Origin of the sequence: Aggregatibacter sp. 2125159857, from assembly GCF_017798005.1 — a bacterium.
GTDB lineage: Bacteria > Pseudomonadota > Gammaproteobacteria > Enterobacterales > Pasteurellaceae > Aggregatibacter.
In genome coordinates this window covers 1,238,313-1,260,719 of the sequence record NZ_CP072548.1, presented here as the reverse complement: position 1 = coordinate 1,260,719, position 22,407 = coordinate 1,238,313, and the positions used below count along the sequence as shown (strand labels likewise).

General features: G+C 41.6%; 16 protein-coding genes. 7 read left to right on the top strand and 9 right to left on the bottom strand.

Going from position 1 to position 22,407, the window contains the following annotated elements; all coding sequences use genetic code 11:
* Positions 1 to 643: 643 nt before the first annotated feature.
* Both sbcB and J5X96_RS06325 read right to left on the bottom strand, forming a co-directional pair.
* On the bottom strand, positions 644 to 2,071 hold the full coding sequence (gene sbcB, locus J5X96_RS06330; RefSeq protein ID WP_245193451.1) for an exodeoxyribonuclease I: 1,428 nt from the start codon (positions 2,069 to 2,071) through the stop codon (positions 644 to 646).
* Between the two features lie 11 nt (positions 2,072 to 2,082).
* Positions 2,083 to 3,036 carry an EamA family transporter gene (locus J5X96_RS06325; protein ID WP_209362389.1) on the bottom strand — a complete coding sequence of 318 codons (954 nt, stop codon included), beginning with the start codon at positions 3,034 to 3,036 and terminating at the stop codon, positions 2,083 to 2,085.
* Positions 3,037 to 3,262: 226 nt separating this feature from the next.
* Between J5X96_RS06325 and J5X96_RS06320 the strand changes: the two genes are divergently transcribed.
* From J5X96_RS06320 to J5X96_RS06295, 6 genes are all read left to right on the top strand, one after another.
* Positions 3,263 to 3,673, top strand: coding sequence for a CidA/LrgA family protein (locus tag J5X96_RS06320; protein ID WP_209362387.1), 411 nt, complete (start codon positions 3,263 to 3,265; stop codon positions 3,671 to 3,673).
* Positions 3,670 to 4,365, top strand: coding sequence for a CidB/LrgB family autolysis modulator (locus J5X96_RS06315; RefSeq protein WP_209362385.1), 696 nt, complete (start codon positions 3,670 to 3,672; stop codon positions 4,363 to 4,365). The genes J5X96_RS06320 and J5X96_RS06315 overlap by 4 nt, the downstream gene beginning before the upstream one ends.
* A gap of 1 nt (position 4,366) precedes the next feature.
* Positions 4,367 to 5,719, top strand: coding sequence for an anti-phage deoxyguanosine triphosphatase (locus J5X96_RS06310; RefSeq protein WP_209362383.1), 1,353 nt, complete (start codon positions 4,367 to 4,369; stop codon positions 5,717 to 5,719).
* A 174-nt stretch (positions 5,720 to 5,893) separates the two neighbouring features.
* Positions 5,894 to 6,964 carry a peptide-methionine (R)-S-oxide reductase MsrB gene (gene msrB / locus J5X96_RS06305; protein WP_209362382.1) on the top strand — a complete coding sequence of 357 codons (1,071 nt, stop codon included), beginning with the start codon at positions 5,894 to 5,896 and terminating at the stop codon, positions 6,962 to 6,964.
* Positions 6,965 to 6,967: 3 nt separating this feature from the next.
* Positions 6,968 to 7,609 (top strand): cytochrome c biogenesis protein CcdA, encoded by a 642-nt coding sequence (locus J5X96_RS06300; protein ID WP_209362380.1) that lies wholly within the window; start codon positions 6,968 to 6,970, stop codon positions 7,607 to 7,609.
* 15 nt (positions 7,610 to 7,624) lie between these two features.
* Positions 7,625 to 8,101, top strand: a complete 477-nt coding sequence (locus tag J5X96_RS06295) for a redoxin family protein (RefSeq protein WP_021616235.1) — start codon at positions 7,625 to 7,627, stop codon at positions 8,099 to 8,101.
* Between the two features lie 64 nt (positions 8,102 to 8,165).
* Here J5X96_RS06295 and J5X96_RS06290 read toward each other — a convergent pair whose 3' ends face one another.
* Positions 8,166 to 10,466: a TonB-dependent hemoglobin/transferrin/lactoferrin family receptor gene (locus tag J5X96_RS06290; protein WP_209362378.1), complete on the bottom strand. Its 2,301-nt coding sequence runs from the start codon at positions 10,464 to 10,466 to the stop codon at positions 8,166 to 8,168.
* A gap of 147 nt (positions 10,467 to 10,613) precedes the next feature.
* Between J5X96_RS06290 and J5X96_RS06280 the strand changes: the two genes are divergently transcribed.
* The gene (locus J5X96_RS06280) at positions 10,614 to 11,933 is read left to right on the top strand and encodes a transferrin-binding protein-like solute binding protein (protein WP_245193450.1); all 1,320 of its coding nucleotides are present in this window, start codon (positions 10,614 to 10,616) and stop codon (positions 11,931 to 11,933) included.
* A 660-nt stretch (positions 11,934 to 12,593) separates the two neighbouring features.
* On the opposite strand, the gene mukB is transcribed toward J5X96_RS06280, so the two are convergent.
* From mukB to J5X96_RS06250, 6 genes are all read right to left on the bottom strand, one after another.
* Entirely contained in the window at positions 12,594 to 17,087 is a 4,494-nt protein-coding gene (gene mukB, locus J5X96_RS06275; RefSeq protein ID WP_209362377.1) for a chromosome partition protein MukB, read from the bottom strand.
* Positions 17,087 to 17,827 (bottom strand): chromosome partition protein MukE, encoded by a 741-nt coding sequence (gene mukE / locus J5X96_RS06270; protein WP_209362367.1) that lies wholly within the window; start codon positions 17,825 to 17,827, stop codon positions 17,087 to 17,089. The genes mukB and mukE overlap by 1 nt, the downstream gene beginning before the upstream one ends.
* 93 nt (positions 17,828 to 17,920) lie before the next feature.
* Complete coding sequence (gene mukF / locus J5X96_RS06265) at positions 17,921 to 19,243, bottom strand: chromosome partition protein MukF (RefSeq protein WP_209362364.1); 1,323 nt, start codon at positions 19,241 to 19,243, stop codon at positions 17,921 to 17,923.
* A 135-nt stretch (positions 19,244 to 19,378) separates the two neighbouring features.
* Positions 19,379 to 20,257, bottom strand: coding sequence for a D-alanyl-D-alanine carboxypeptidase family protein (locus tag J5X96_RS06260; protein WP_209364784.1), 879 nt, complete (start codon positions 20,255 to 20,257; stop codon positions 19,379 to 19,381).
* Between the two features lie 88 nt (positions 20,258 to 20,345).
* Positions 20,346 to 21,800, bottom strand: coding sequence for a tRNA uracil 4-sulfurtransferase ThiI (thiI, locus tag J5X96_RS06255; protein WP_209362363.1), 1,455 nt, complete (start codon positions 21,798 to 21,800; stop codon positions 20,346 to 20,348).
* Positions 21,801 to 21,893: 93 nt separating this feature from the next.
* Positions 21,894 to 22,379, bottom strand: a complete 486-nt coding sequence (locus J5X96_RS06250) for a C40 family peptidase (protein ID WP_209362361.1) — start codon at positions 22,377 to 22,379, stop codon at positions 21,894 to 21,896.
* Positions 22,380 to 22,407 lie beyond the last annotated feature (28 nt).

Below are 22,407 nucleotides of genomic sequence, written 5' to 3'. Positions count from 1 at the left end.
ATTTAGATATTTTTCTTGAAATGAATTCTCAATTGCAATCAGGTTGACTGATTATGTGTTTCGATAAAAAGAAGACGATAGCAATCTATATGATTGTATGCATATTCCATTCAATTCTTCCTTCCTGAAAATAGATTTTAACGTCTAACGATGTTTAACGATTCAAAATCTCAAAAATCTCAAAAATCTCGACGTGATAATGTTACACGGTAATAAGAGTAGTGAAGTTAAATTGTGACTTTGATAATATATTATTTAACATAATATACATTATGCGAAATTAGTTATCGGGTAAGCAAAAGCTACGGATTAAGAAGATCACAGACTTATGCACAAGTCACACGTGCTAGTTAAACTAGACAGAATCTTGTTTTAATAAGGTATGTCACAAATAAAAAATGAAGTTATAGACTTTCATTTTGAAATGTCAATTTTCTTTCAAGAGAAAATGAATTTGAAAATAACATGAGATAGAGATTGCGCTACGTAAAATCTGAGTCGGTTGGTAGATTGATTATGTGAGATTTTTAAAATACATAAAAAACACGCTGAATGTTATCCAGCGTGTTTTCTGATTACGGGCTGTTTAGTGACGTTGTCTCTTTTATACTGTTAAAAACATTAAAAAATTTAACCGCACTTTCTAACTAATGAGTTTACTGCCATATTCATAAACTTTTTGTAATAAAATCAGCTTCTCTTCATTGTTTGCATGTTGTGCGGCTAACGCTTGAAGACTTTGCTCAAATTGTAAAATTTCAGAGTCTAGTTTTTTCCGACAATATTTTTGCCATTTAATTTGTTCAGAACGGTTTAAGGTGCGGTAAAAATGTCTGGCACGATAATGAAATAACAATTGAGGGATTCTTGGGTCTTGAAAACTCAGATTATGTTCAGCAAGCTTTTCGGGCTCCAAAGTGCGTAAAATCGCCATATTGTTTTTATCTGCATCACTAAAAAAGCCACTATAAAGTTCAGTTTCAACATTATCAGATGCCTCAAATTCACGTTCTTGTTGAAAAATATCCATGACTTTTTGACGAATATCCTGAGATGCCAACAAACGTTGCTGATTTTGCATACATAATGCTCTATCAATCCCTAAACGTTCGGCATTTTGAGGCAATAAGGTTTTCTCCGGTGCCACAATAGGACATTTATTAATATGAATGAGCTTTAATGGAACAGGAAGCACGCCAGTCTCTAACAACGTTTCTTTCTTCGTATAAAGATTTTCACGCAATTTCTCTACCGATTTTGTCAGTAGGTCATCAATATTTGCCGTTAAATCACACACAATCACCGCATTTTTATTCGTTGGGTGCCAAGCTAAAGGGGCAATTAATGTCGTATTTCCGCGGTAATTTCCTAACATTCCCGATACATGCACTAACTGCGTCATTTCTGCGGTATTAATGAGCTTTTCAATCTCTTTTTTTCCACGATTTTCAAAGAAATAGTGAAATAACTTTGGCTGTTTTTGCTTAATTAATTTTGCCATTTCGATAGTAGCATATACATCAGACATGGCATCATGCGCATTGGTATGCTCTACTCCATTGGCTTTTGTCAATTTTTCTAAACGAAAACTCGGCATGCCTTCATCATCTAAAGGCCATTCAATGCCATCGGGACGCAAGGCATAACACGCACGCACTAAATCCAATAGATCCCAACGGGAATTACCGTTTTTCCAGCTATATTCATAAGGATCAATAAAATTACGATAAAAGGTATAGCGTGTCATTTCATCGTCATAACGAATGTTATTAAAGCCCATGACACAGGTATTTGGTTGGCTGAATTCCTGTAAAATTCGAGCGGCAAAATCAGGTTCCGGCAGGCCTTTTTCATTACACTCCTGTGGGGTAATGCCTGTCACTAACACCGCTTCCGGAGCGGGTAAATAATCGTTGGTTTGCTTGCAATACAACACAACGGGCTCGCCGATAATATTAAAATCCGCATCTGTACGAATGCCGCCAAATTGCGCCGGGCGATCGGTTGCCGGATTGACACCAAAACTTTCATAGTCGTAAATGAAAAAGCTGAAATCGTTTTTTGCCATCATTTTTCTCAAATTTAAGCCAAGATTTTATCGAGATAATACAAACAGAAAATTGCACACAAGCTGAATACAATGCCTAACCAGTTAACTTTACTGATTTTTTCTTTAAAAATTAATGCGCCGGTAATCGTACCTAAACAAATCACCCCAATGTTCATGCCGGCAAAAACTAATGTTGGATTCGAACCAAAACTCTGGTGAGCTTTAATATAAAATAGAATATTGAAGAAATTCAGCACACCTAAAATAATGCCGCCCACAAAACTGGCGACATTCCATTGAGTTCGTTTGAATAACAAGTAAATAAACATAATGCAGGCAGCCAAGGAAAACGCAATGAATAGCGTCGTTGGGAATGCTCCCCCGCTTTTCGCTACTTGTTTAAACAAAATATCGATGATGCCATAACCAAACCACACACCGACTAAGCCTAAAACACCTCGAAAATTATTCGTAAGCTCACTTGTTCGCTTACTCACCCCTTCGGGGCCGTTGGTATAACCAACGTTCAAAAAACGTTGTTTTTTGTCGACCGCACTTTGTTGATTCGGTTTGCTTAAAAGGCAAAACAACCCGACAAATGCCAACACAATACCAACGACTTTTGATTGACTTAGGGTTTCGTGAAAAATTAAAAACGCAGCGAGAATAGGTAAAAATAAGGATAAGCGTTGTGCCGCATCAGAACGTACAATACCGGCGAATTCCACGGCTTTGGACATAATAATAAATACGCTTGGTAACAAAATACCTAATGCTAAGAAAATCGGCGTATTTTCGCTTTGTGCGATAAAGTCAGTAAATTCAAGCCCTTTGAAATCCGGTTTCAATAAAAACCAACTCAGTGACAACGCCACAATATAGTTAAAGGCAATGGCTTGTTGAATCTCGATATGACGTTTGCGCGCGACTTTTAGTAAGACAGACACCGCAACGCTGCAAAGAACAGCAATAATAAGGTTAAACATTTTTTATCCTAAATTTTACGATATAAAACAGGTGGGTAAAGTTTGCCAATTATCGTTATAGTGAGACAATTTATCAACGATAAAATGAGGCTTTTAGGATCCTATCTAACAAATGCAGAAAATTTGTCATAAAAAATTCCCCCCGAAGTACTAACCTAAGTACTAAAATAGGCGTAGAATGACCTTACATCTTTATTTTAAAGTTTAAAAAAAGTTGAGTTTGTTTATGTATCGGAAAGCGTTTGAATTAGCAAGATCGTTGCTCATTCTTTATCTTATGCTCTATCTTGGCGGTTTAGTCGCCCATTACGTACCTATTGGTATTCCATCGAGTATTTGGGGGTTATTACTGCTGTTTACCTGCTTAATTTTGCGTATCGTCAAAGTGGAGTGGGTGATGTTTTCTTCCCGTCTTTTAATTCGTTATATGGCGTTATTATTTGTGCCGGTCAGTGTGGGAATCGTCAAATATTCCGGCTTGCTCATGGATCAAATGAAAGAATTGTTGTTGCCGAATATTATCAGTACTTGCGTCACCTTGGTTGTAATCGGTTTACTTTCTGATTATTTGTTTTCCCTCAAATCCTTTACGCACCTCAAACATAAAATCATGAAAAAACGGGCGAAGGAGGAATGATGTCTTATCTTATTTATGCATATACGTTATTGACAATTTTAGCTTTCACGTTGGCAGTGAAAATCAATCAACGCTGGAAATCGGTGGTATTAAACAGTTTTGTGTTAACCGTGCTAATGTTAGTGGCTGTCTTGCTGGTCTTTCATTTGCCTTATGATAGTTATATGGCTGGTAATGCGCCGCTCAATAATTTGTTAGGCGTCAGTATTGTGGCATTGGCAGTGCCGTTATATGAGCAACTTCGACAAATTAGTCGTCACTGGCAGATTATTTTAATTACCACTGTGTCCGCATCTCTCTTGGCCATGTTTAGTGGAGCGGCATTGGCGTTACTTCTTGGCGCAAAACCGGATATTGTAGCGACCATTTTACCGAAATCTATTACTACACCGATTGCTATGGCAGTATCTGAAAATTTGGGCGGGATTCCTTCTGTCGCTGCGGTGGGTGTCGTTGTTGCCGGTCTGCAAGGATCGATTTTCGGCTATTTACTCTTAAAAAAAATTGGCTTAAAAAATCAAGAAGCGATCGGCTTATCCGTTGGGGCGATTTCTCATGCGCTAGGCACGGTAAGTTGTATGGAAAATAATGCAAAAGCAGGGAGTTACAGTTCCATTTCTTTAGTATTGTGCGGTATCATTAGCTCAATTTTGGCACCTCTTGTCTTCAAATTGATCTACGCATTGGTATAGCATGAAAAATCAAATTAATCCCCGTTGGCAGCAACGTTTTATTGACGATAAACCACGGGAAAAAGACCATCGTCCGCCGTTTCGTCGGGATCGCGGACGTATTCTCCATTCCGCCGCTTTTCGTTGTTTACAGGCAAAAACGCAAATTCATGCTGTGGGCGAAAATGATTTTTACCGCACGCGATTAACCCACTCTTTGGAAGTGGCACAAATCGGCAGCAGCCTTGTGGCGCAACTCAAATTTGCTGAAGCCTTTGCCACCTTGGCACAACAACTGTCTCAGGATAAAAGCGAGTTGCAAAAGCAACTTAGCCCTTTGTTGCCCACCAATGATTTAATCGAAAGTTTGTGTTTTGCTCACGACATCGGCCATCCGCCTTTTGGACATGGTGGCGAGGTCGCACTCAATTATATGATGAGAAACAACGGTGGTTTTGAGGGAAATGCACAGACTTTTCGGTTGCTCACCAAGCTTGAACCTTACACGCCCAATGCGGGGATGAATTTAACCCGCCGTACCATTCTTGGCATTGTGAAATACCCGACTATTTTGGATGTATCTTCTGCACAATATGATCAATTCGCTGAAAGCCAACACAGTGATCCTCGCTATGTCAAAATCGCTGACTGGCGACCGGGGAAAGGATTATTCCGTGATGATCTTGATATGTTTAGCTGGTTGCTCGAACCGCTTTCTGAAAGTGATCGAGCGTTATTCGGTTCACTCCAAAAAGTGCGGTCAAATCCGCAAGAGATTTTAAAGACCCGTTTCAAATCCCTTGACTGTAGTATTATGGAGTTGGCGGATGACATCGCTTATGGTGTGCATGATTTGGAAGATGCCATCGTCGTTGGTGTGGTCAATGTGCAGCAATGGCAAGAGGCCTTGAATGCATTGAAAGACTGTCAATCAGATTGGATGCAACAACATATTGACGACATCAGTGCAAAACTATTTTCCGATCAACATTACTTACGCAAAAATGCTATCGGTGCGTTAGTGAATTATTTTATCACCAATGTGCGTTGGAAAACTCAATCTGAATTTTGCGATCCGCTGTTGCGTTATAACGCCGAATTACCAGCGGAAGTGGTGGGTGTATTGAAAGTGTTCAAAAATTTTGTCCAGAAATACGTGATTAATAACGTGGAAACGCAACGTGTAGAATATAAAGGTCAGCGTATTTTGACAGAGCTATTCCAAATTTTTGATTCGGATCCGCAACGATTACTCCCAACCAACACCGCCAACCGCTGGCGGAATGCAGAAGAAAACGGTAAAAAACGCGTGATTTGCGATTACATTGCCGGCATGTCAGATGCATATGCATTGAAGGTGTATCACCAGCTTTAAGCTCTTTTTCGGGCGTGTATGACATGAGATCATCCTCGCCCTCCTCCCCTCCCCTCGCCTCATTCCTCTTTCTGTCTTTTTTGAAAAAAATATGTAAGTAATTTGTAGTCACACCGTCTAACATAAATGAAAGGGTACCATTTTCATTATTTCATCTGTAATAAAGGAATTATTATGAAAAAATCAAAATTAGTCCTGATATTGACCGCACTTTTATCCTGTGCAGCAATCCCGACAAGTGTTATGGCAGAAAATCACGTTCAATCAACTATGGAGAAAAGCAATATGTCTGAAGCAACAAAAGATCTTCACGAGATTTATTTAGCCGGTGGCTGTTTTTGGGGCATTGAAGCTTATATGGAGCGAATTTATGGCGTGGAAGATGCCGTGTCCGGCTATGCTAACGGCAAAGGCGATAAAACCAGTTATCAAATGATCGGTATTACGGATCACGCAGAAACGGTAAAAGTAACCTATGATCGCAATAAAATTTCGTTAGATAAATTACTGAAATATTATTTTCAAGTGATTGATCCGACCAGTGTCAACAAACAAGGCAACGACCGCGGCAGACAATATCGCACCGGTATTTATTATCAAGATGTCGCGGATAAAGCTGTGATTGAAAAAGAACTTGCCACACTGCAAGAAAAATACAAAAACAAAATTCAAATTGAAGTGGAACCGTTACGCAATTACGTATTAGCGGAAGACTACCATCAGGATTATTTAAAGAAAAATCCGAATGGCTATTGCCACATCGATTTGGAACAAGCCAATAACGTCATCATTGACGAAAAAGATTACCCAAAACCAAGCGATGCGGAACTCAAAGCAAAATTAACTCCGCTACAATATAGCGTGACACAAAACAAAAATACCGAACATTCTTTCAGTAATGAATATTGGGATAACTTCAAACCGGGCATCTATGTAGATGTCACTACCGGCGAACCGTTGTTCTCCTCGAAAGATAAATTTGAGTCCGGTTGCGGTTGGCCGAGTTTCACCAAACCGATTGCCAAAGAGGTGGTGACTTATCAAGACGATCACAGCTTTAATATGCTCAGAACGGAAGTCATCAGCCGTAGCGGAAAAGCCCATTTAGGTCATGTGTTTGACGATGGTCCGAAAGATAAAGGTGGTTTGCGCTATTGCATTAACAGCGCTTCCATCAAATTTATTCCATTGGAAGATATGGCAAAAGAAAACTATGGCTACCTGATTAATGCGGTGAAGGAGTAAAAAATGTTTGATCAGCAATTATTAATCGGCACGGTTTTCCTTGCCGGTTTAGCCTCCTTTTTGTCGCCTTGTATCTTCCCCATTATTCCCATTTATTTTGGGGTTTTGGCAAAAGGCGGCAGAAAGATTCTGAACACCTTTTTGTTCATTGCAGGCTTATCCTTAACCTTTGTGAGCCTTGGATTTAGCTTCGGTTTTCTAGGCAATTTGTTCTTTAATGATAACGTCAGAATCATTGCCGGTATTATCGTCATTATTTTAGGGATTCACCAATTAGGTATTATCAAGTTGAATTTCTTAGAAAGAACCAAAGTGGTGGAAGTAAAAACCGAAGGGAAAAGTGCCTCCTTTGAAGCCTTCTTCTTAGGGCTAACATTTAGTCTTGGTTGGACACCTTGTATCGGTCCGATTTTGGCTTCCGTGTTGGCACTTTCCGGTGACGAAGGATCTGCATTATATGGCGCAGGAATGATGTTGGTTTATGTACTCGGCTTGGCTACCCCGTTTGTTCTGTTCTCTTTGTTTTCCCAAGAACTGCTCAAACGCAGCAAAGCACTGAATAAACACTTAGGTAAATTCAAAATTGTCGGCGGATTATTAATTATCGTCATGGGCGTTTTACTTATTACCAATAACTTACAATAAAAGGAAATATTAACTATGAAAAAAATTATTGCATTATTATTCATGGCATTCAGCGTAAATAGCTTTGCCGAAGGAGAAAACACATTGAAAGACGTTCAATTTAAGGACTTAAATAATAACGTGGTCACACTCGATCAAGTGACCACCAAAGGCAAACCGGTTTATGTCAAAACATGGGCGTCTTGGTGCCCGATTTGTCTTGCCGGCTTAGCGGAAATTAACGAACTGAGTGCCGATCAAAGCAAAAACTTTGACGTTATCACCATCGTTTCTCCGGGAGCCAAAGGCGAAAAGGAAACCCAAGATTTCATTGAGTGGTACAAAGGCTTGGATTACAAAAACATCATTGTATTATTAGATGAAAAGGGAGAAACCATTAAACGAGGAAAAGTGCGCGGTTATCCGTCCAGTTTAGTATTGGATGCCAATTTCACACTGCAAAAAACATTGCCGGGACATTTAGGCACCGCACAAATTAAACAATTATTTTAAGAAAAAAAGCCCTGAGATATCAGGGCTTTCTTGTTTAGAATGAATTAAAGCAATTCAAGGCAAATTAGAAACGAATTTCAATAGAACCGGCAACATTGCGTCCCGGTGCATAAAAACGCTCTAGCCCTTTTCTGTCTTTATCCACAGAGTCGGTTGTACTCACCTTGTTAATCCCGCGTAAAGTATCCCATGTGTGATATTTACGATTCAATATGTTATACACCCCGGCTCGTAAGGTGACATGACGATTGACTTTATAAAAGCCATATAAATCGAATAACACGGCGGAACCATTAAGATAAGGATAGGTTTTAACCTCTCTCACAAAATTTGAGGTATATTGGACAACTTGCGCATCTTTGGCTTTTTTCGCCCCGAGATAGCTCGCTTTGGCATTAATGCCCCAACGTGCATTCGGATCTTCATAACCAACGCCTAAAATGACTTTAATCGGCTGAATAGACAGCAAACTCGCTTCCGTGCCACTCAATTTTCCTTTGGCATAACCAAGATTAGCAAGGAATTTCCAGCCTTGTGGAATTGTCGAAATCACCTGATCTAAGTTAACTTTACTATTGAACTCCAAACCGGAAATCCGTGCGCGATCAATATTGACCGCTTGTTGTGCGATAGTGGTGTAATAAGGCTGCTGACCATAGCTGGCACTATGCGAATTATAAAATTTATTCCATTTTTTATAGGTTGATTCCTGTTCAGTGAGGAAGTTTTTATAGCGGGTATGATAAACATTTAGCCCAAAGAGACCTAATTGATGCGCCGCTTGAATGTGAATAGACTGATTTAATGCCTGTTCAGCTTTTAAATCCGGATTCGGAATCCAGTTACCGGCAGGATGTTCATAAGAAAAATACATTTCAGATGCTGTTGGAATACGGAAACCGCTGGAAATGTTATAACCGACTTTCCAAATATCATTAAGTTGTGCGTCTAGCCCTAATGATCCACTTAGACTTTGAAAGGTATTTGAAGCCGGTTTACGACTACAAGCACGGCAAGTGGCTTTTAAATCCTGTGGTACTAATTCGTCCCAGTCATAACGAACGCCTAATTGACTAGAGAACATATCATTCCATGTAACGCTATCTTGTAATTGAGCAAAAAACGAACGTGTTCTTACCGGATGCTGAATAGATTCGCTATCTTTTGCACTACTGCCCTTATCGTTGGGATATTCATGGTTGTTACGGTTATCAAAATCTTTTTGCGAAATCCCACTTCTTAATGTGAATTGATGACTTCCCCAAGGGCTTTCCCATGGCATAAGCTCAGCACGTAATGAGGCACGCATAAAACGTGTATTCATATGCGTATCTTGAATTTCATATAAATGCTTTTGCGGTAAAAGTTTTGTAAAATCAGAATTATAGCGTCGTCCGCCTTTATAGTTTTTTGAGCCAATATCTGTTTTTTGCCAATCTAAATCGGTTCTTAAATAACTTAACCAACGATTATTTTCCGGAAAATATTCATAGGCTAAATTGGCGTTATAGCGTTTTCCAATATCTTTAGACTCACGCCAAGAACTGAGATTGAGCGTATAAGATTTTTCATCAATAAAATTATCCGCACTTTGACCGTTAAATGACGCACTCACACGATGTGACGGCGTAATAAAATACCCCATCTTTGCTAAATAACTGTGATTTTTATGATGTGACGGATCAGGAATTCCTCGCGCATTGCCGGAGATGTCCTCGCCATTGCCACGACTTTTCATCTCATGGCCATTGCGATAAGAATAAAGTAATGTTGCATCAAATTTATCATCTTTATAGGCAACACCTAATGTGTTGGTCCATTCGCGATTTTTACTGGCATAACCATTTTTAAGCAAGACACCCCACTTTTGTTCCGGCAGAATAATATCATCTGCCCCTAAAGTGCGGTAATTTACCGAACCGCCTAATGAACCACTTCCGGCATTGAAAGAATCCGCACCACGCATAATATCAATGCCTTGCACCAATTCAGGATCAATACTCAAACGTGAACTATTAAAATTACCATAACGCGCGTAAAGTGAATTTTCTTCTGAATCAGGTAAATTCACCCCATCAATACTAATACCAACGCGATTGCCTTCAACGCCACGCATCGCAAAGCCTTTATTGCGCCGACCATTATCACTAATGCCGACATCGGTGGCATAACGCACCAAGTCATAATTATCCGCGATCAGCTCTTCTTGAATCACTTTACGTGTCTTTTTGATTTGATTCGCTTTGACTTCAGTCGCATTTCCATCAACGGTAATAGTATCTAATGCGGTTTGTTCTTCTGCATATGCTTGCAAACCTACTAGCACGCATAATGCACCTAAGGAAAGAGGATATTTAAGAGGCATATATTCACCTGAGAGTTAATTAAGTAATACTGCGAGAAAGTTTACAAAAATTAGATAAATTTTACAATGCTATTGCAAATTATTCTCATTTTTTATAGATTATATAGCTGTCTATTTAATCTATAAACTCATTTAAAGGACTTTCCTATGAATAAACTTCAACCCTCAATCATTGCACTCTCTTGTATTATGGCATTAAGTGCGTGTTCTTCCAGTTCAAAAGGCGGTACAGACAATTCTGAACAAATTCGCCAAACCGAAATTGAACTCAACCAAAAAATTGCAGAAGCCAATAAAAAAGCGGAAGAGGCCGTGAAAAAGGCGGAAGAAGCAGCAAAAGTTGCACAAGCCAGCAGTCAAAAGACTGACGCAGAGAAAAATGCTGCACAAGAGGCATTAAAAAAAGCCGAAGAGGCCGCTAAAGCTGCACTAGCCAATAATCAAAAGACTGAAGCAGAGAAAAATGCCGCTCAAGAAGCACTGAAAAAAGCGGAAGAGGCCGCTAAAGCTGCACAAGCAAGCAGCCAAAAAACTGAAGCTGAGAAAAAAGCCGCTCAAGAGGCATTGAAAAAAGCGGAAGAGGCCGCTCAAGCTGCACTAGCCAATAATCAAAAGACTGAAGCTGAGAAAAATGCTGCTCAAGAAGCACTGAAAAAAGCCGAAGAGGCAGCCAAAGCGGCACAAGCTAACAGCCAAAAAACTGAATCAGAGAAAAATGCTGCTCAAGAACGTTTAAAACAATTAGAAACGTTACAAGCTAATGAAAAATCACGTATTCCGCTCAGTGATAAAATTTTTGGTGGTATTAGTGGAGAAATGAAAAAAGATATTATTTCTGGCGGGACAATAGATCTTACAAAGAATGAGTTAAATTATCCATTGACTCATTCAATTAATATGCTAGCGATTTATGATGAAAAAGAGGGTAAGGTAAAAGAGATAAATATTTTCCAAGATGCTAATGCTGTTGATCCATGGTCTGGAGAGAAGGTAGATGATGATCCATATAATCTTCGTAAAGACAGACAGAGTATTTTAAGTAATAGTAATTTTCAGGCTATCGCATTTGGAACCTATGTTGACAATCTAACCGGCAATCAATACTTCTTTGCCCAAGGCCTGCCGACCGCTGTTGCGCAAATTCCGACTGCAGGTAGCGCTGAATATAAAGGAGGGGCTGTTTATAAGAAAGATGGCGATAGAAATTTCAGTGAGAGAACTGAAATGAAAGCGACCGCTGATTTTGCCAAAAAAGTCATTGACATTAACATTAATACCATGAAGAAAACCAATGCCGTGCCGGAAATGCATTTTGGTGGTAAAATTACCGCGAATAGCTTTGCCGGTGAAGTAAATGGTATCAAAACCCAAGGTGGATTCTTCGGTGAAAATGCTCAAGAAATGGGGGGATTATTCACCAATGAGGCGGATCAATCTCGCGGTGCGTTTGGTGGTATAAAACAATAATATTGCCATAACGCGATCAAAAAAACCTGTGACTGAGAAACACTCAGCACAGGTTTTTTATTATACCTATTACACGAATGATTAACCTCGAATGCATAATTCACGATTTCATTCGTAGCGTGCATCTTGATGCACGACCAAATCACGCACGGAACGTTATTTAACCCTTTCGGACATTCCCGATTTCGTGCGTAGCGTGCATCTGATGCACGACCAAATCACTCACTAGGCGTTATTTAACCCTTCCGGACATTCCCGATTTCGCGCGTAGCGTGCATCTTGATGCACGACCAAACCACGCACGGAACGTTATTTAACCCTTTCGGGCATTCATGATTTCGTGCGTAGCGTGCATCTTGATGCACGACCAAATCACGCACGGCACGTTATTTAACCCTTTCGGATATTCACGATTTCGTACGTAACGTGCATCTTGATGTACGACAAAATCATGCACTGGGTGTTATTTAACCCTTCCGGACATTCCCGATTTCGCGCGTAGCGTGCATCTTGATGCACGACCAAATCACGCACGGAACGTTATTTAACCCTTTCGGACATTCACGATTTCGTGCAACAAGTTGCACGCTACGATTCTAGATTTTTGGAGGCAGATCAAAAAACACTTCATTTTTTAACCGCACTTTTTTATTTATTAAACTACTCTGTTGCGCCGAATCCGCGTAATCCGACCACATGGACGTGTTCGTGATTACCGGAGATTTTACGCACCAGTTTATAGGTGGTACCTTTTTCCGGGCTGATGTTTTCCGGTGCAGCAATCAATAGTTGCATATCCAGGCGTTCGCATAGCTCAAATAAAGTAGAAATGGATTTCGCATCAAGACGAGCCGCTTCATCTAGGAATAATAAACGGCACGGCACGATGTCTTTGCCGCGAATACGACGGCTTTCTTCTTCCCAGCTTTGTACCACCATTAAGAGGATGGACATACCGGTACCGATAGCTTCCCCGGTGGATAATGCGCCGCTTTCTGCGCGTAACCAACCATCTGCGCCACGGTAAACTTCCACTTCTAAGTCAAGGTAATTACGGTAATCCAATAATTCTTCACCGATAGTTTGCGCAGTGCGTTGCCCTACATCAATATGCGGGTTAAGGCGTTGATACAGCTTCGCAATGGCCTCAGAGAAAGTCATGCGGTTGTCACTGAACAGATCTTGATAATCTGACTGATTGCCGGATAACGCATCTAACAACATAGCATGCGTATCCCGAATGTTCACCACTAAACGTACCGATTTCACCTGACCAAAGGCGATATTTTGTAGGCCTTGGTTTAGCATACGAATGCGATTTTGTTCGCGTTGAATGGTTTTACGCATGATATTCGCCACACTTTCAGAACTGATCGCCAATTTTTGTTCACGACCGGTCAATTCTTCCGTTAAGCGGGAAAGCTCGATTTCCATTTGTTCAATTGCATCAATCGGGTCATCGGTTTTCAGAATATCCTGACGAATACGTTCGCGCAGATGTTGATATACGGCGATAAAGAACCGCACTTTATTTTCCGGTTTACGGCTATCTTCCGACAAACGTAAGGCATCACGCAGATATTCGTTATCAGCAACTGCCGTACGCAATGCACCTAGCGCTTTATCCGACATGGAACGTAATTCATCTGCGGATAAATAGGCTAATTCACGACGATTTAAACGTTTTTCTACATCAGAATTACGGGATAAACGAAGCACCACACACCAACTCATTTTCGCCGCCGTCACCAACTCACGCTGGGTTTTATAATCACGTTCTGCTTTACGAATACGGCGAGTCAGATTTTCCGCTTCACTTTCGATAAGGGTGAGTTGTTTTTCAATGTAAGAACGACGTTGACGATTGGTGGAAAGTTGTTGATATAACTCGTCGCGACGAATTTTGGCACGTTCTTCTGCGCCTTCATCAGCACGCACACCCAATTCACCAATTTCTTGCATCAATTCCTGCAACATTTGATTTTTACTGTTGAAAGAACTTTGCAATTGAATCAACACTTGATTGTACTGCGCATATTGCGCTTGAACCTGACGTAATTGTTCGCGCTGAATTTCACGTTGTTGCTGCATTTGTTCTAAACGCGCGCGTAACTGTTCGTTTAATTCAGAGGTTTCCGTTTGTACGCTTTCCGCATAATTGAAATGCGCTTTGCGTTGCACCACATCCGCCAAGGCAAAGACTTTTTGTTGCACTTGTTTTTGTAGCTGAATGGCTTGTTCATAATCAGCTTTTAAGTGCTCGTAATTTTCCGGGTCGCTTTGCAACGTGTTAGCAATCGGCTCTAATTGTGACAACGTGACGCCGTGCTGACGGATAAATAATTCATCCTGCTCTGCCAAATCTAATTGCTCACGGCATTCTTCAATGCGATCAGTTAAGCTATCATCAGCCAATAATGGCAATTGCGGAATTAATTTATTCAACAACTGCATTCTTTCTTTCGCCTCATCTAAACGAAGACGAATTTGCTGCTCGCCGATCACCAATTGATTAAGCTCGCGTTCAATTTCATTACGTTGTTGATTGGTTTGCGCCATCAGTTTTTCCGGATTGGCTTGGAATGCCAAGGCTAAATGCAGACCAACAAACTGGCTAAAATGTTCATGCAAACGCTGACATTTTTGCACGTCAAAAGCACGCTGTGCATACTGCTCCGCCACTTCCTCACGTTTAGCCTGTAATTCTTCCAAATGTTTTTCACGGGCAGCACGACCGAACAACGGAATTTCAGGGAATTTGGAATAACGTAATTCACGATCGGACACCTGAACAACTACACCAAGCTCTAACTCTTGCGCGGAAAGTACGCTGTCGTCAAATGCCGCCGGATCGCCCTCGATTAAATACAAATCTTCCGGGCAATCTTCTAAATTAGCGAGTTGCTCTTTCACCGCATTCAAATCACGCACCACAATGGCGTGGCGTGCCGGGCCGTATAAGGCAGAGAAATAAGGCGCGTCTTCGATCGGCACATCATCGTATAATTCAGACAGCAACACGCCACCAAAACGTTCTGCCAGCACATTCAAACGGGCATCTTCCGAACCATCCGGCTGACTTAAACGGCTAATTTGTTCGTCTAATTGCTGACGTTGAAGTTCTAGCTGGTCGCGTGCCATGGTCAATTCGCGCTCTTTGGTCAGCTGTGATTGCATGAAATTCATCACATCCTGACTGTCTGCGAATTGTTTTCCACTTTGCTCCTGCAAGCGTTCCAATGCGGCTTGCGCGGTTAACCAAGCCGGCGCTTTACGCGCATTTTCTTCATAACGTGCGGTCAAATTTTCACGTTTTTGACGTAGCGTTGAACGTTCTTCAACTAAATCGGAAAGTTCGGCGGATAAATCTTCAATTAAGGCCTCTTGTTCGCCGTAGAAATCTTCTAATTCATCCGCGGTTTCTAAGCGTTGATTCGCACGTTGATTAAAATCGTTTAATAATCTGACCGCACTTTGTTGTTGATTTAAGCGTTGCTCTAACTCATGTAACTTAGCACGCAATTGCGGTGTTTGTTGCGCTTGAAGCTTTTGTGTCGGATATTCGCGTAACAATTCTTTGGCACTTTCCCACGCGGCAGAACGTGGCACCTCACCTGCAATTTTGCAAACCAATTGATAAGCTTTATCAAATTGCGTTTTTGCTGCTTCGGAAATAGACATCTTTTGCTCTAGTTCAAGCACGTTATCCGTCAATGCTTCCGCTTGCGCTTCAAATTCTTCGTGATATGCCTCCACGTTTTTTACCGATAAATCGGCTAATCCGCACAACGTCTTGGCTTTTTCTAAGGCTTGAATGGCTTGTTGATATTGCAATGCACGGGTTTGTTGTGCATCAAGCGCTTGCTGATAATCTGCTAATTGGGAACGCAAGTTGTCAACTTCTTGTTCTGTTTGTTCAAATTGCGCCTGGCTTTCTTCCAGTTGCTTGTTAGCGGTTTCAACCACCATTTTTTGCTCTTCCAAGCGCTCGGTCAGTTCGTTGACATCTTCTTGATAACGAGAAATTTTTTCCTGATGACGTAACGCATTTAACACCAAATTCAGGTGATCAAGCGCACTTTGGTGATCCACTTCGAGGACTCTTTCACTTTCGGCTAACTCGGCGGCTTCACGACTTAATTCAACCAAACGATGTTGTGATAAATTCTGTTCAGACTTGGCTTTATACCACTCCTGACGGAAATTTAATGCGGTTTCAATATTGCCACGGCGCTCATTGGCATTTCGCATATAATCCGCTGCCACATAATTAGTCGATTCGGTAATTAAATGTTTAAACAAATCGCGGTCCGCTTGGGTAACTTTAATGGCTTCTAACGTCATACGGTTTTCACGTAAAGCACTTTCCATGTCTTGGAAGGCTTTTTTCACGCCTAAGTTTTCCGGCAATAAATAATCCCGCAAGGAACGGGTAATGGCACTAGAGATACCACCGTATAAAGAGGCTTCGATGAGTTTATAGAATTTGCTACGGTCTGAAGAAGAACGTAAGCGTTTTGGAATAATCCCCAAATCAAACATCATGCCGTGGTAATCGGTGATGGAATGATATTGTTTAAATTGGGCGCCACCCTGCTCAACCTTGTCTTTTAGTTCATTTAACGTCAGTACGCGCGCTTGACGTTCGTTAATGGTTTCGGTGAAAAGTGCGGTCGGATTGACAGATAATTCTACGCCTTGAATAGAAAAGGTTTTTAAATCCACTTTTTTATCACGCCCTGCCACTTGTTGCAGACGGACACCCACAATAATCCGTTGATGACGAGAGTTGATGGTATCCAACGCCGCGTAACACACGCCCGGACGCAATTTACCGTGCAAACCTTTATCACGAGAACCGCTTGTGGCACCGGCTTCCGTGGTGTTACGGAAGTGCAATAAGGTTAAATCCGGAATCAATGCTGTCACAAATCCAGCCATGGTCGTAGATTTACCGGCACCGTTACCACCGGAAAGTGTGGTCACCAATTCGTCTAAATCGAAGGTACGGGCAAAGAAACCGTTCCAGTTGATGAGCGTTAGAGAACGGAACTTACCGCGTTCTACCCCATTATTCTGGTTAAAGATAACCGGCGCTACGTCAGGAATCGCCGTATCCATTACTTCATTTTCCAGGGATAATTCTTCAGTCATTATTCTTGTTCCTCTTCTACGAATTCGTCTTCAACGTCAGTCTCGTTTTCACTACTTTCTGTATCACGTTGTAATGCTGCTTTTTCAGCTTGTAAAGATTGTGGCGTTGCCGCTTCACCATCACGAATTAAGCGTAATTGTGCTTCAAGCGGATCATCTCCTGCACGCACTTCTGCGCCAAAACGGAATACCGATTCAGAAATGGTAAACTTGCCGCTGTTCGGTTCACCGACGGTATAAATCATACCTAAACGGCGCAATCGACCGATTGCCGCACGCACTTTTTCAGCCAGTTTTTGTTTATCTAAATCAGAACCGCTGGAACGTTGATTCACGGCTTTCAGCAATTTACCCTCATCCGCTAAATTTAGTAGCTCATCATACACTTCCTGCGTGTTAAAAATCCCCTGTTGCGCTAAGCGCTCCGGGCTTAAATACAAATAACACAACACCTTGCCCACTAACATTTCCAATTCCGTTAACACAGAACGGGCAATGAGTGTTGTCGCTTTCGGACGTAAATAGAAAAAACCTTCCGGCGCACGAATCAATTCCACGTTATAACGACGGTAGAACAGATCCAGTTCCGTTTGAAAATCAAGTAAAAAGGCATGGTTGTCTAACTGTTCTGTACTGATATGTTTACCGGAACGCAACTGGCTGTCCACAGCCGGAAATAACGGATTGGCAATCGCGGCTGCCAATTTTGGGGAAATTATATCTTGAAGGTTGTCTGTCATTATTTTTTTCTCTAACTGAATTGCTCTGTTATTGTCTTATTTATGCGGTAGCGAAATACGACTCAAAAAACGCGTGGATTTTCGACCGCACTTTTAGTATTTATCAATAATATGCGCCTGAACTTCGGCACCATCCTCATTAATACCTGCCCAATGCGGATAGATTCCGGCTAGGTCATCGCTTGCCATACCTAAACGCACCGCCTGATCCACAATAATACGCGCCACATCAAAATGTTGTGACAACGGATAATGTTCGAGCTGTTGTTTTAAGACAATGCTTAAATTAATAGGACGATTTTGCTCACGGTAATTAACAAGCAACGTTTGCATATGTTCTACAATTTGCTCGCGAATATCGGCTAAAGATTCGTATTGCAATTCTTCCGGCAATTCACCTAGCGCGTCTTCTTCACGTAAGGCTAATTCTTCATCGCGCAAGTCCACCAAACGTTCTGCTTGCGCTGTCCATAAGAACCAAGGGTTGTCGAAATAATGATGAATAGAATGGCGTAAACGTTGGGAAAAGACACGGTTCTTGTCCATATCAATGGCAGTACGGATAAATTTATGCACATGGCGGTCGTAGCCGATCCACAAGTCGATAGCTTGCTGTCCCCAGCTGATGATGCGGTCTAATTTCGTTTGTAAATTGGTGATTAATTCATCAACAAAATACAATTCTTGGCGACCGATCACACAATCTTGAATGCGTAATAACTGCGCCTGTAATTTGTCGCCTGCCGCATTTAGTGTGTCTTGGAGTTCCCGTAAATTCCCGGAAGTTTCATCTAATAATTGTTCACAGCTGGAAATGGCTGCCTGCCAATTTTTTGTTAACAACGCGGCAATTTCCTCTTTAATGCTTTGTTGATTTTCATCCATAATGCGCTGTGACAAGTCAATGCTGTCAAAAATTTCAGCAACAGAATATTTTAATGGAGCAAACACATGACGACGCCAATAATGCTCATCGCCATCTTCTTCGGCAGCCTCAGACGCACGCTGGATTTCATCGGCCACAATGGAGAGCTGAACCGAAAGGCGTAAAGCAGAAAATTCGCGTTGACGAATGTAATAATCAGAGACCCCTACTCCCAACGGCGTTAAGCGATAAATCGCCAATCCTTCAGTAAACTCACTACTAAAGCGATTAAGAAAACGCTGTTTTACTAATTCGTTAATGGCATTATTGGCACGTGTGGCGACCATGTCTTTCGATAAATCAAATGCGGTGGAAATATGGCGAAAAATATCAATTAAATCGCTTTCCAAGATTTCACCGTCAAAACGTTCATCGTTATAAATTGCAATCGCCAATAGAAATGCCAATCGTTCTGTCGGTAAATTTAAAGAAAATTCACGTTCTTTCGCCCAAGAGACCAGTTCAGGAATGGTTTGTGATGTGTCAAGCATTAGGGATCTCACAGCAGTGTTATATCAACAAAAAATTGCGGGAATTATACAGGAATTTGTGCTTTCTAACAGCTTGAAAGTAGGAAGTGCGGTCAAAAAAAGCCACGTTTCCACCACTCAGCAGATCAATGCCGATTATTCTGTCACCTTTTTGATCAAGGCGTCCATCCCTTCTTCATCATAGCCTTCTTCGTATTGCACATCCTCAACAAAATCACTGAGCACTTTATTATTTAATGCGGTGCAGCCGTATTTTTCCAGTTTATTCTTGGTGAAATTAGAACGCGAAGCGGAAGAGGCGTTATTCAGGCTTATCACGCCGATGATGGCTTGATTGCAAGGCACTTTATTGACGAATACCAAATTGTATCCTGATTCGCGGATGTAACCGGTTTTATTCACTGCCGCACTGAATATTTCATCCCGCACCAATTTGTTGGTATTTTTCACAAAAACACGGCGCTTTCCCGTGTTGATGTGGGTTGAGGAAAGGTTGGAAAGGGAGTTAATTTCGGCTTTATTCAGCGAATATTTAGCCAATTTGACTAAATCCAACGCGCTGGACACATTGCCGGTAGATAACCCGGAACTGTCGCTAAAATGAGTGGATGTCATGCCCAATGTTCGTGCCTTTTCATTCATCTTTTGAATAAATTGCGCACGGCTCATACCTGCCGAACGGGACAATGCATGGGCGGCGTAATTATCGGAATGCACCAACATAGCTTTTAATAATTCATGGCAGGCAATGGGTGTGCCTTTGGGTAAGGTCGTGTGCGTGCCTTTGATATGGTCGATATCCTCACCGGTAATGGACGTTGTGCAACGCGCATTTCGATTATGTTCTAGAAAGACAATCGCCGTCATCAACTTTGTCACAGAGGCGATAGGTTGCACGCTGTTTGGTTGGTGGGTTTCCAGCATTCGGTTATTGGTAAAATCATAGACAATATAAGACTGCGCCATGACCAAAGTCGGAAAGAAAAGCGCAGTGAAGAAAAGCGGTTTTAACATAATTCTCAAGCATTTTTTGTATTTATCGACGGGATAGGCATGATAATCTCTCATCACTATCCCGCCATCCTTTAAAGTGCGGTCGATTTTAACGTGATTTTTTAAACACACTCACGTTATTAAATCCACTTTCTTTCAAATACAGCGCCTGCAATTTGCTCATCACGCCACGTTCGCAATACAGCACATAATGCTTACTTTGATCCAACTCGGCGAATTGACCGGAAAGTTTATAGAACGGCAGCTGAATCATCGCTTGATTTTCAATGTGCAACGGGGTTTCGTCGATTTCTTCCGGGCTACGAATATCAATAATCACATCATTTGCCCCCAACACAGACACGGCATCCACGGAAACGACGTCTTTCTCCGTTTGCTCGGCAATTTGGCGAATATCTAAATATTGCGCATTTTCCACCGCACTTTCTAGCACGGCAAAATTGAAATTGCCTTCTTCCTGTTCAATTTTCGCTTTGATCGCTTTCACTGTCGGATTTTTGGAAATCACGCCGCAAAATTCCGGCATAGATTTGGCGATATCATCGGTGCCGATGTGTTTTGCCATGGCGATGATTTTTTCTTTGTCGTGTGTAATTAATGGGCGTAACACCAACACCTCAGCGGCTTCATCAATTAAACGCAAATTGGTTAAGGTTTGACTGGAAACCTGTCCTAGCGCCTCTCCTGTCACAATCGCCTGAATGTCGAAACGTTGCGCGATTTTAGACGCTGCGCGCACCATCATACGTTTAAGCACCACGCCCATTTGCCCGTTATCCACGTTCTCCAGGATCTCGCCTACCACGCCTTCAAAATTGATCGCCACGAAACGCACTTTGTGGGAGCTACCGTAACGTTGCCAAATGTGATATGCCATTTGTTTTACGCCAATTTCGTGTGCCGCACCGCCTAAATTAAAGAAGCAATAATGCACGCGTGAACCGCGACGTAACAACATATAACTAGACACGCCGGAGTCAAACCCGCCGGAAATCAGCGACAATACATCTTCCTGTGTGCCGATCGGATAACCGCCGATACCTTCATAACGGGCACGCACCAGCATCATTTTGTCGTCTTCAATTTCAATACGCACCGTCACATCCGGATTTTTCAGTTGTACTTTGGCGCTGGCAATATGTTGATTCAATCCGCCACCGATGTAACGCTCAGCTTCCAGTGAATTAAATTCATGTTTGCCTTTACGTTTCACACGCACGCAAAAAGTCTTATTTTCTAATTGGGATGCCACATCTGACAGTGTTTGCTCAAAAATCTCATGCAAGTTCGCGAAGGGCTTCTCTTCCACTTGCAGAAAATGGTGAATGCCTGGAATGCGTTGTAACTGCTCGATAAGCATCGGTAAATTTGCGTCGATTTTCGACCGCACTTCGATGTAATCCCAATGCTTTATTACCGCGACTGTATCATCATATTTTGTTAATACATTACGAATATTGCTGGTCAGAATTTTCACGAACCGTTTCCGCACGGATTCGCTTTTAATCATAATTTCAGGAAATAATTTGATAATAAATTTCATGTTGTACTACTTTCTTGTGATATAAACATGGCGAGTCTTACGACGAAGATCTGTTCGCCCTGATCTGTTTGCAGTGGTGAGAAAAGCGGTATTTTAGATTCGTCTCGCTTGCCAATAGGTTTTTCGCCAGTAATCACTGTTTAAGGAAGAATAAACCACTCCGCCTTTTGTTGAGGCGTGCAAGAATTTGTCTTCTTTGACATAAATGCCGACATGATAGCCATTTGGCCCACGCCCAGTTTTAAAGAAAACCAAATCCCCGGTTTGAATATCTTCTTTTTCGATATATTGCCCATAATTGGCTTGATCTTTAGTTTGACGAGGCAATTTTATGCCAAAGCGATCAAAAAACGTGGTCTGTACAAAACCGGAACAATCCACGCCCTTACGCCCCCGTCCACCAAGCACATAAGGCGTTCCCGCCCATTCATGTTGTTGTTCGCTTAATAAAGCAATCGCCATGATGGGATCATTAATTTGCCCTTTGTAATTAAGCTTTGAAGACTGATACCCGCTGCCGGAACAGGCACTTAACGCCAGTACGCAACCGCAAAACACTAAAGATTTTAAAATACGCATTGATGAGTGATCTCAAACTAAAAAGCTA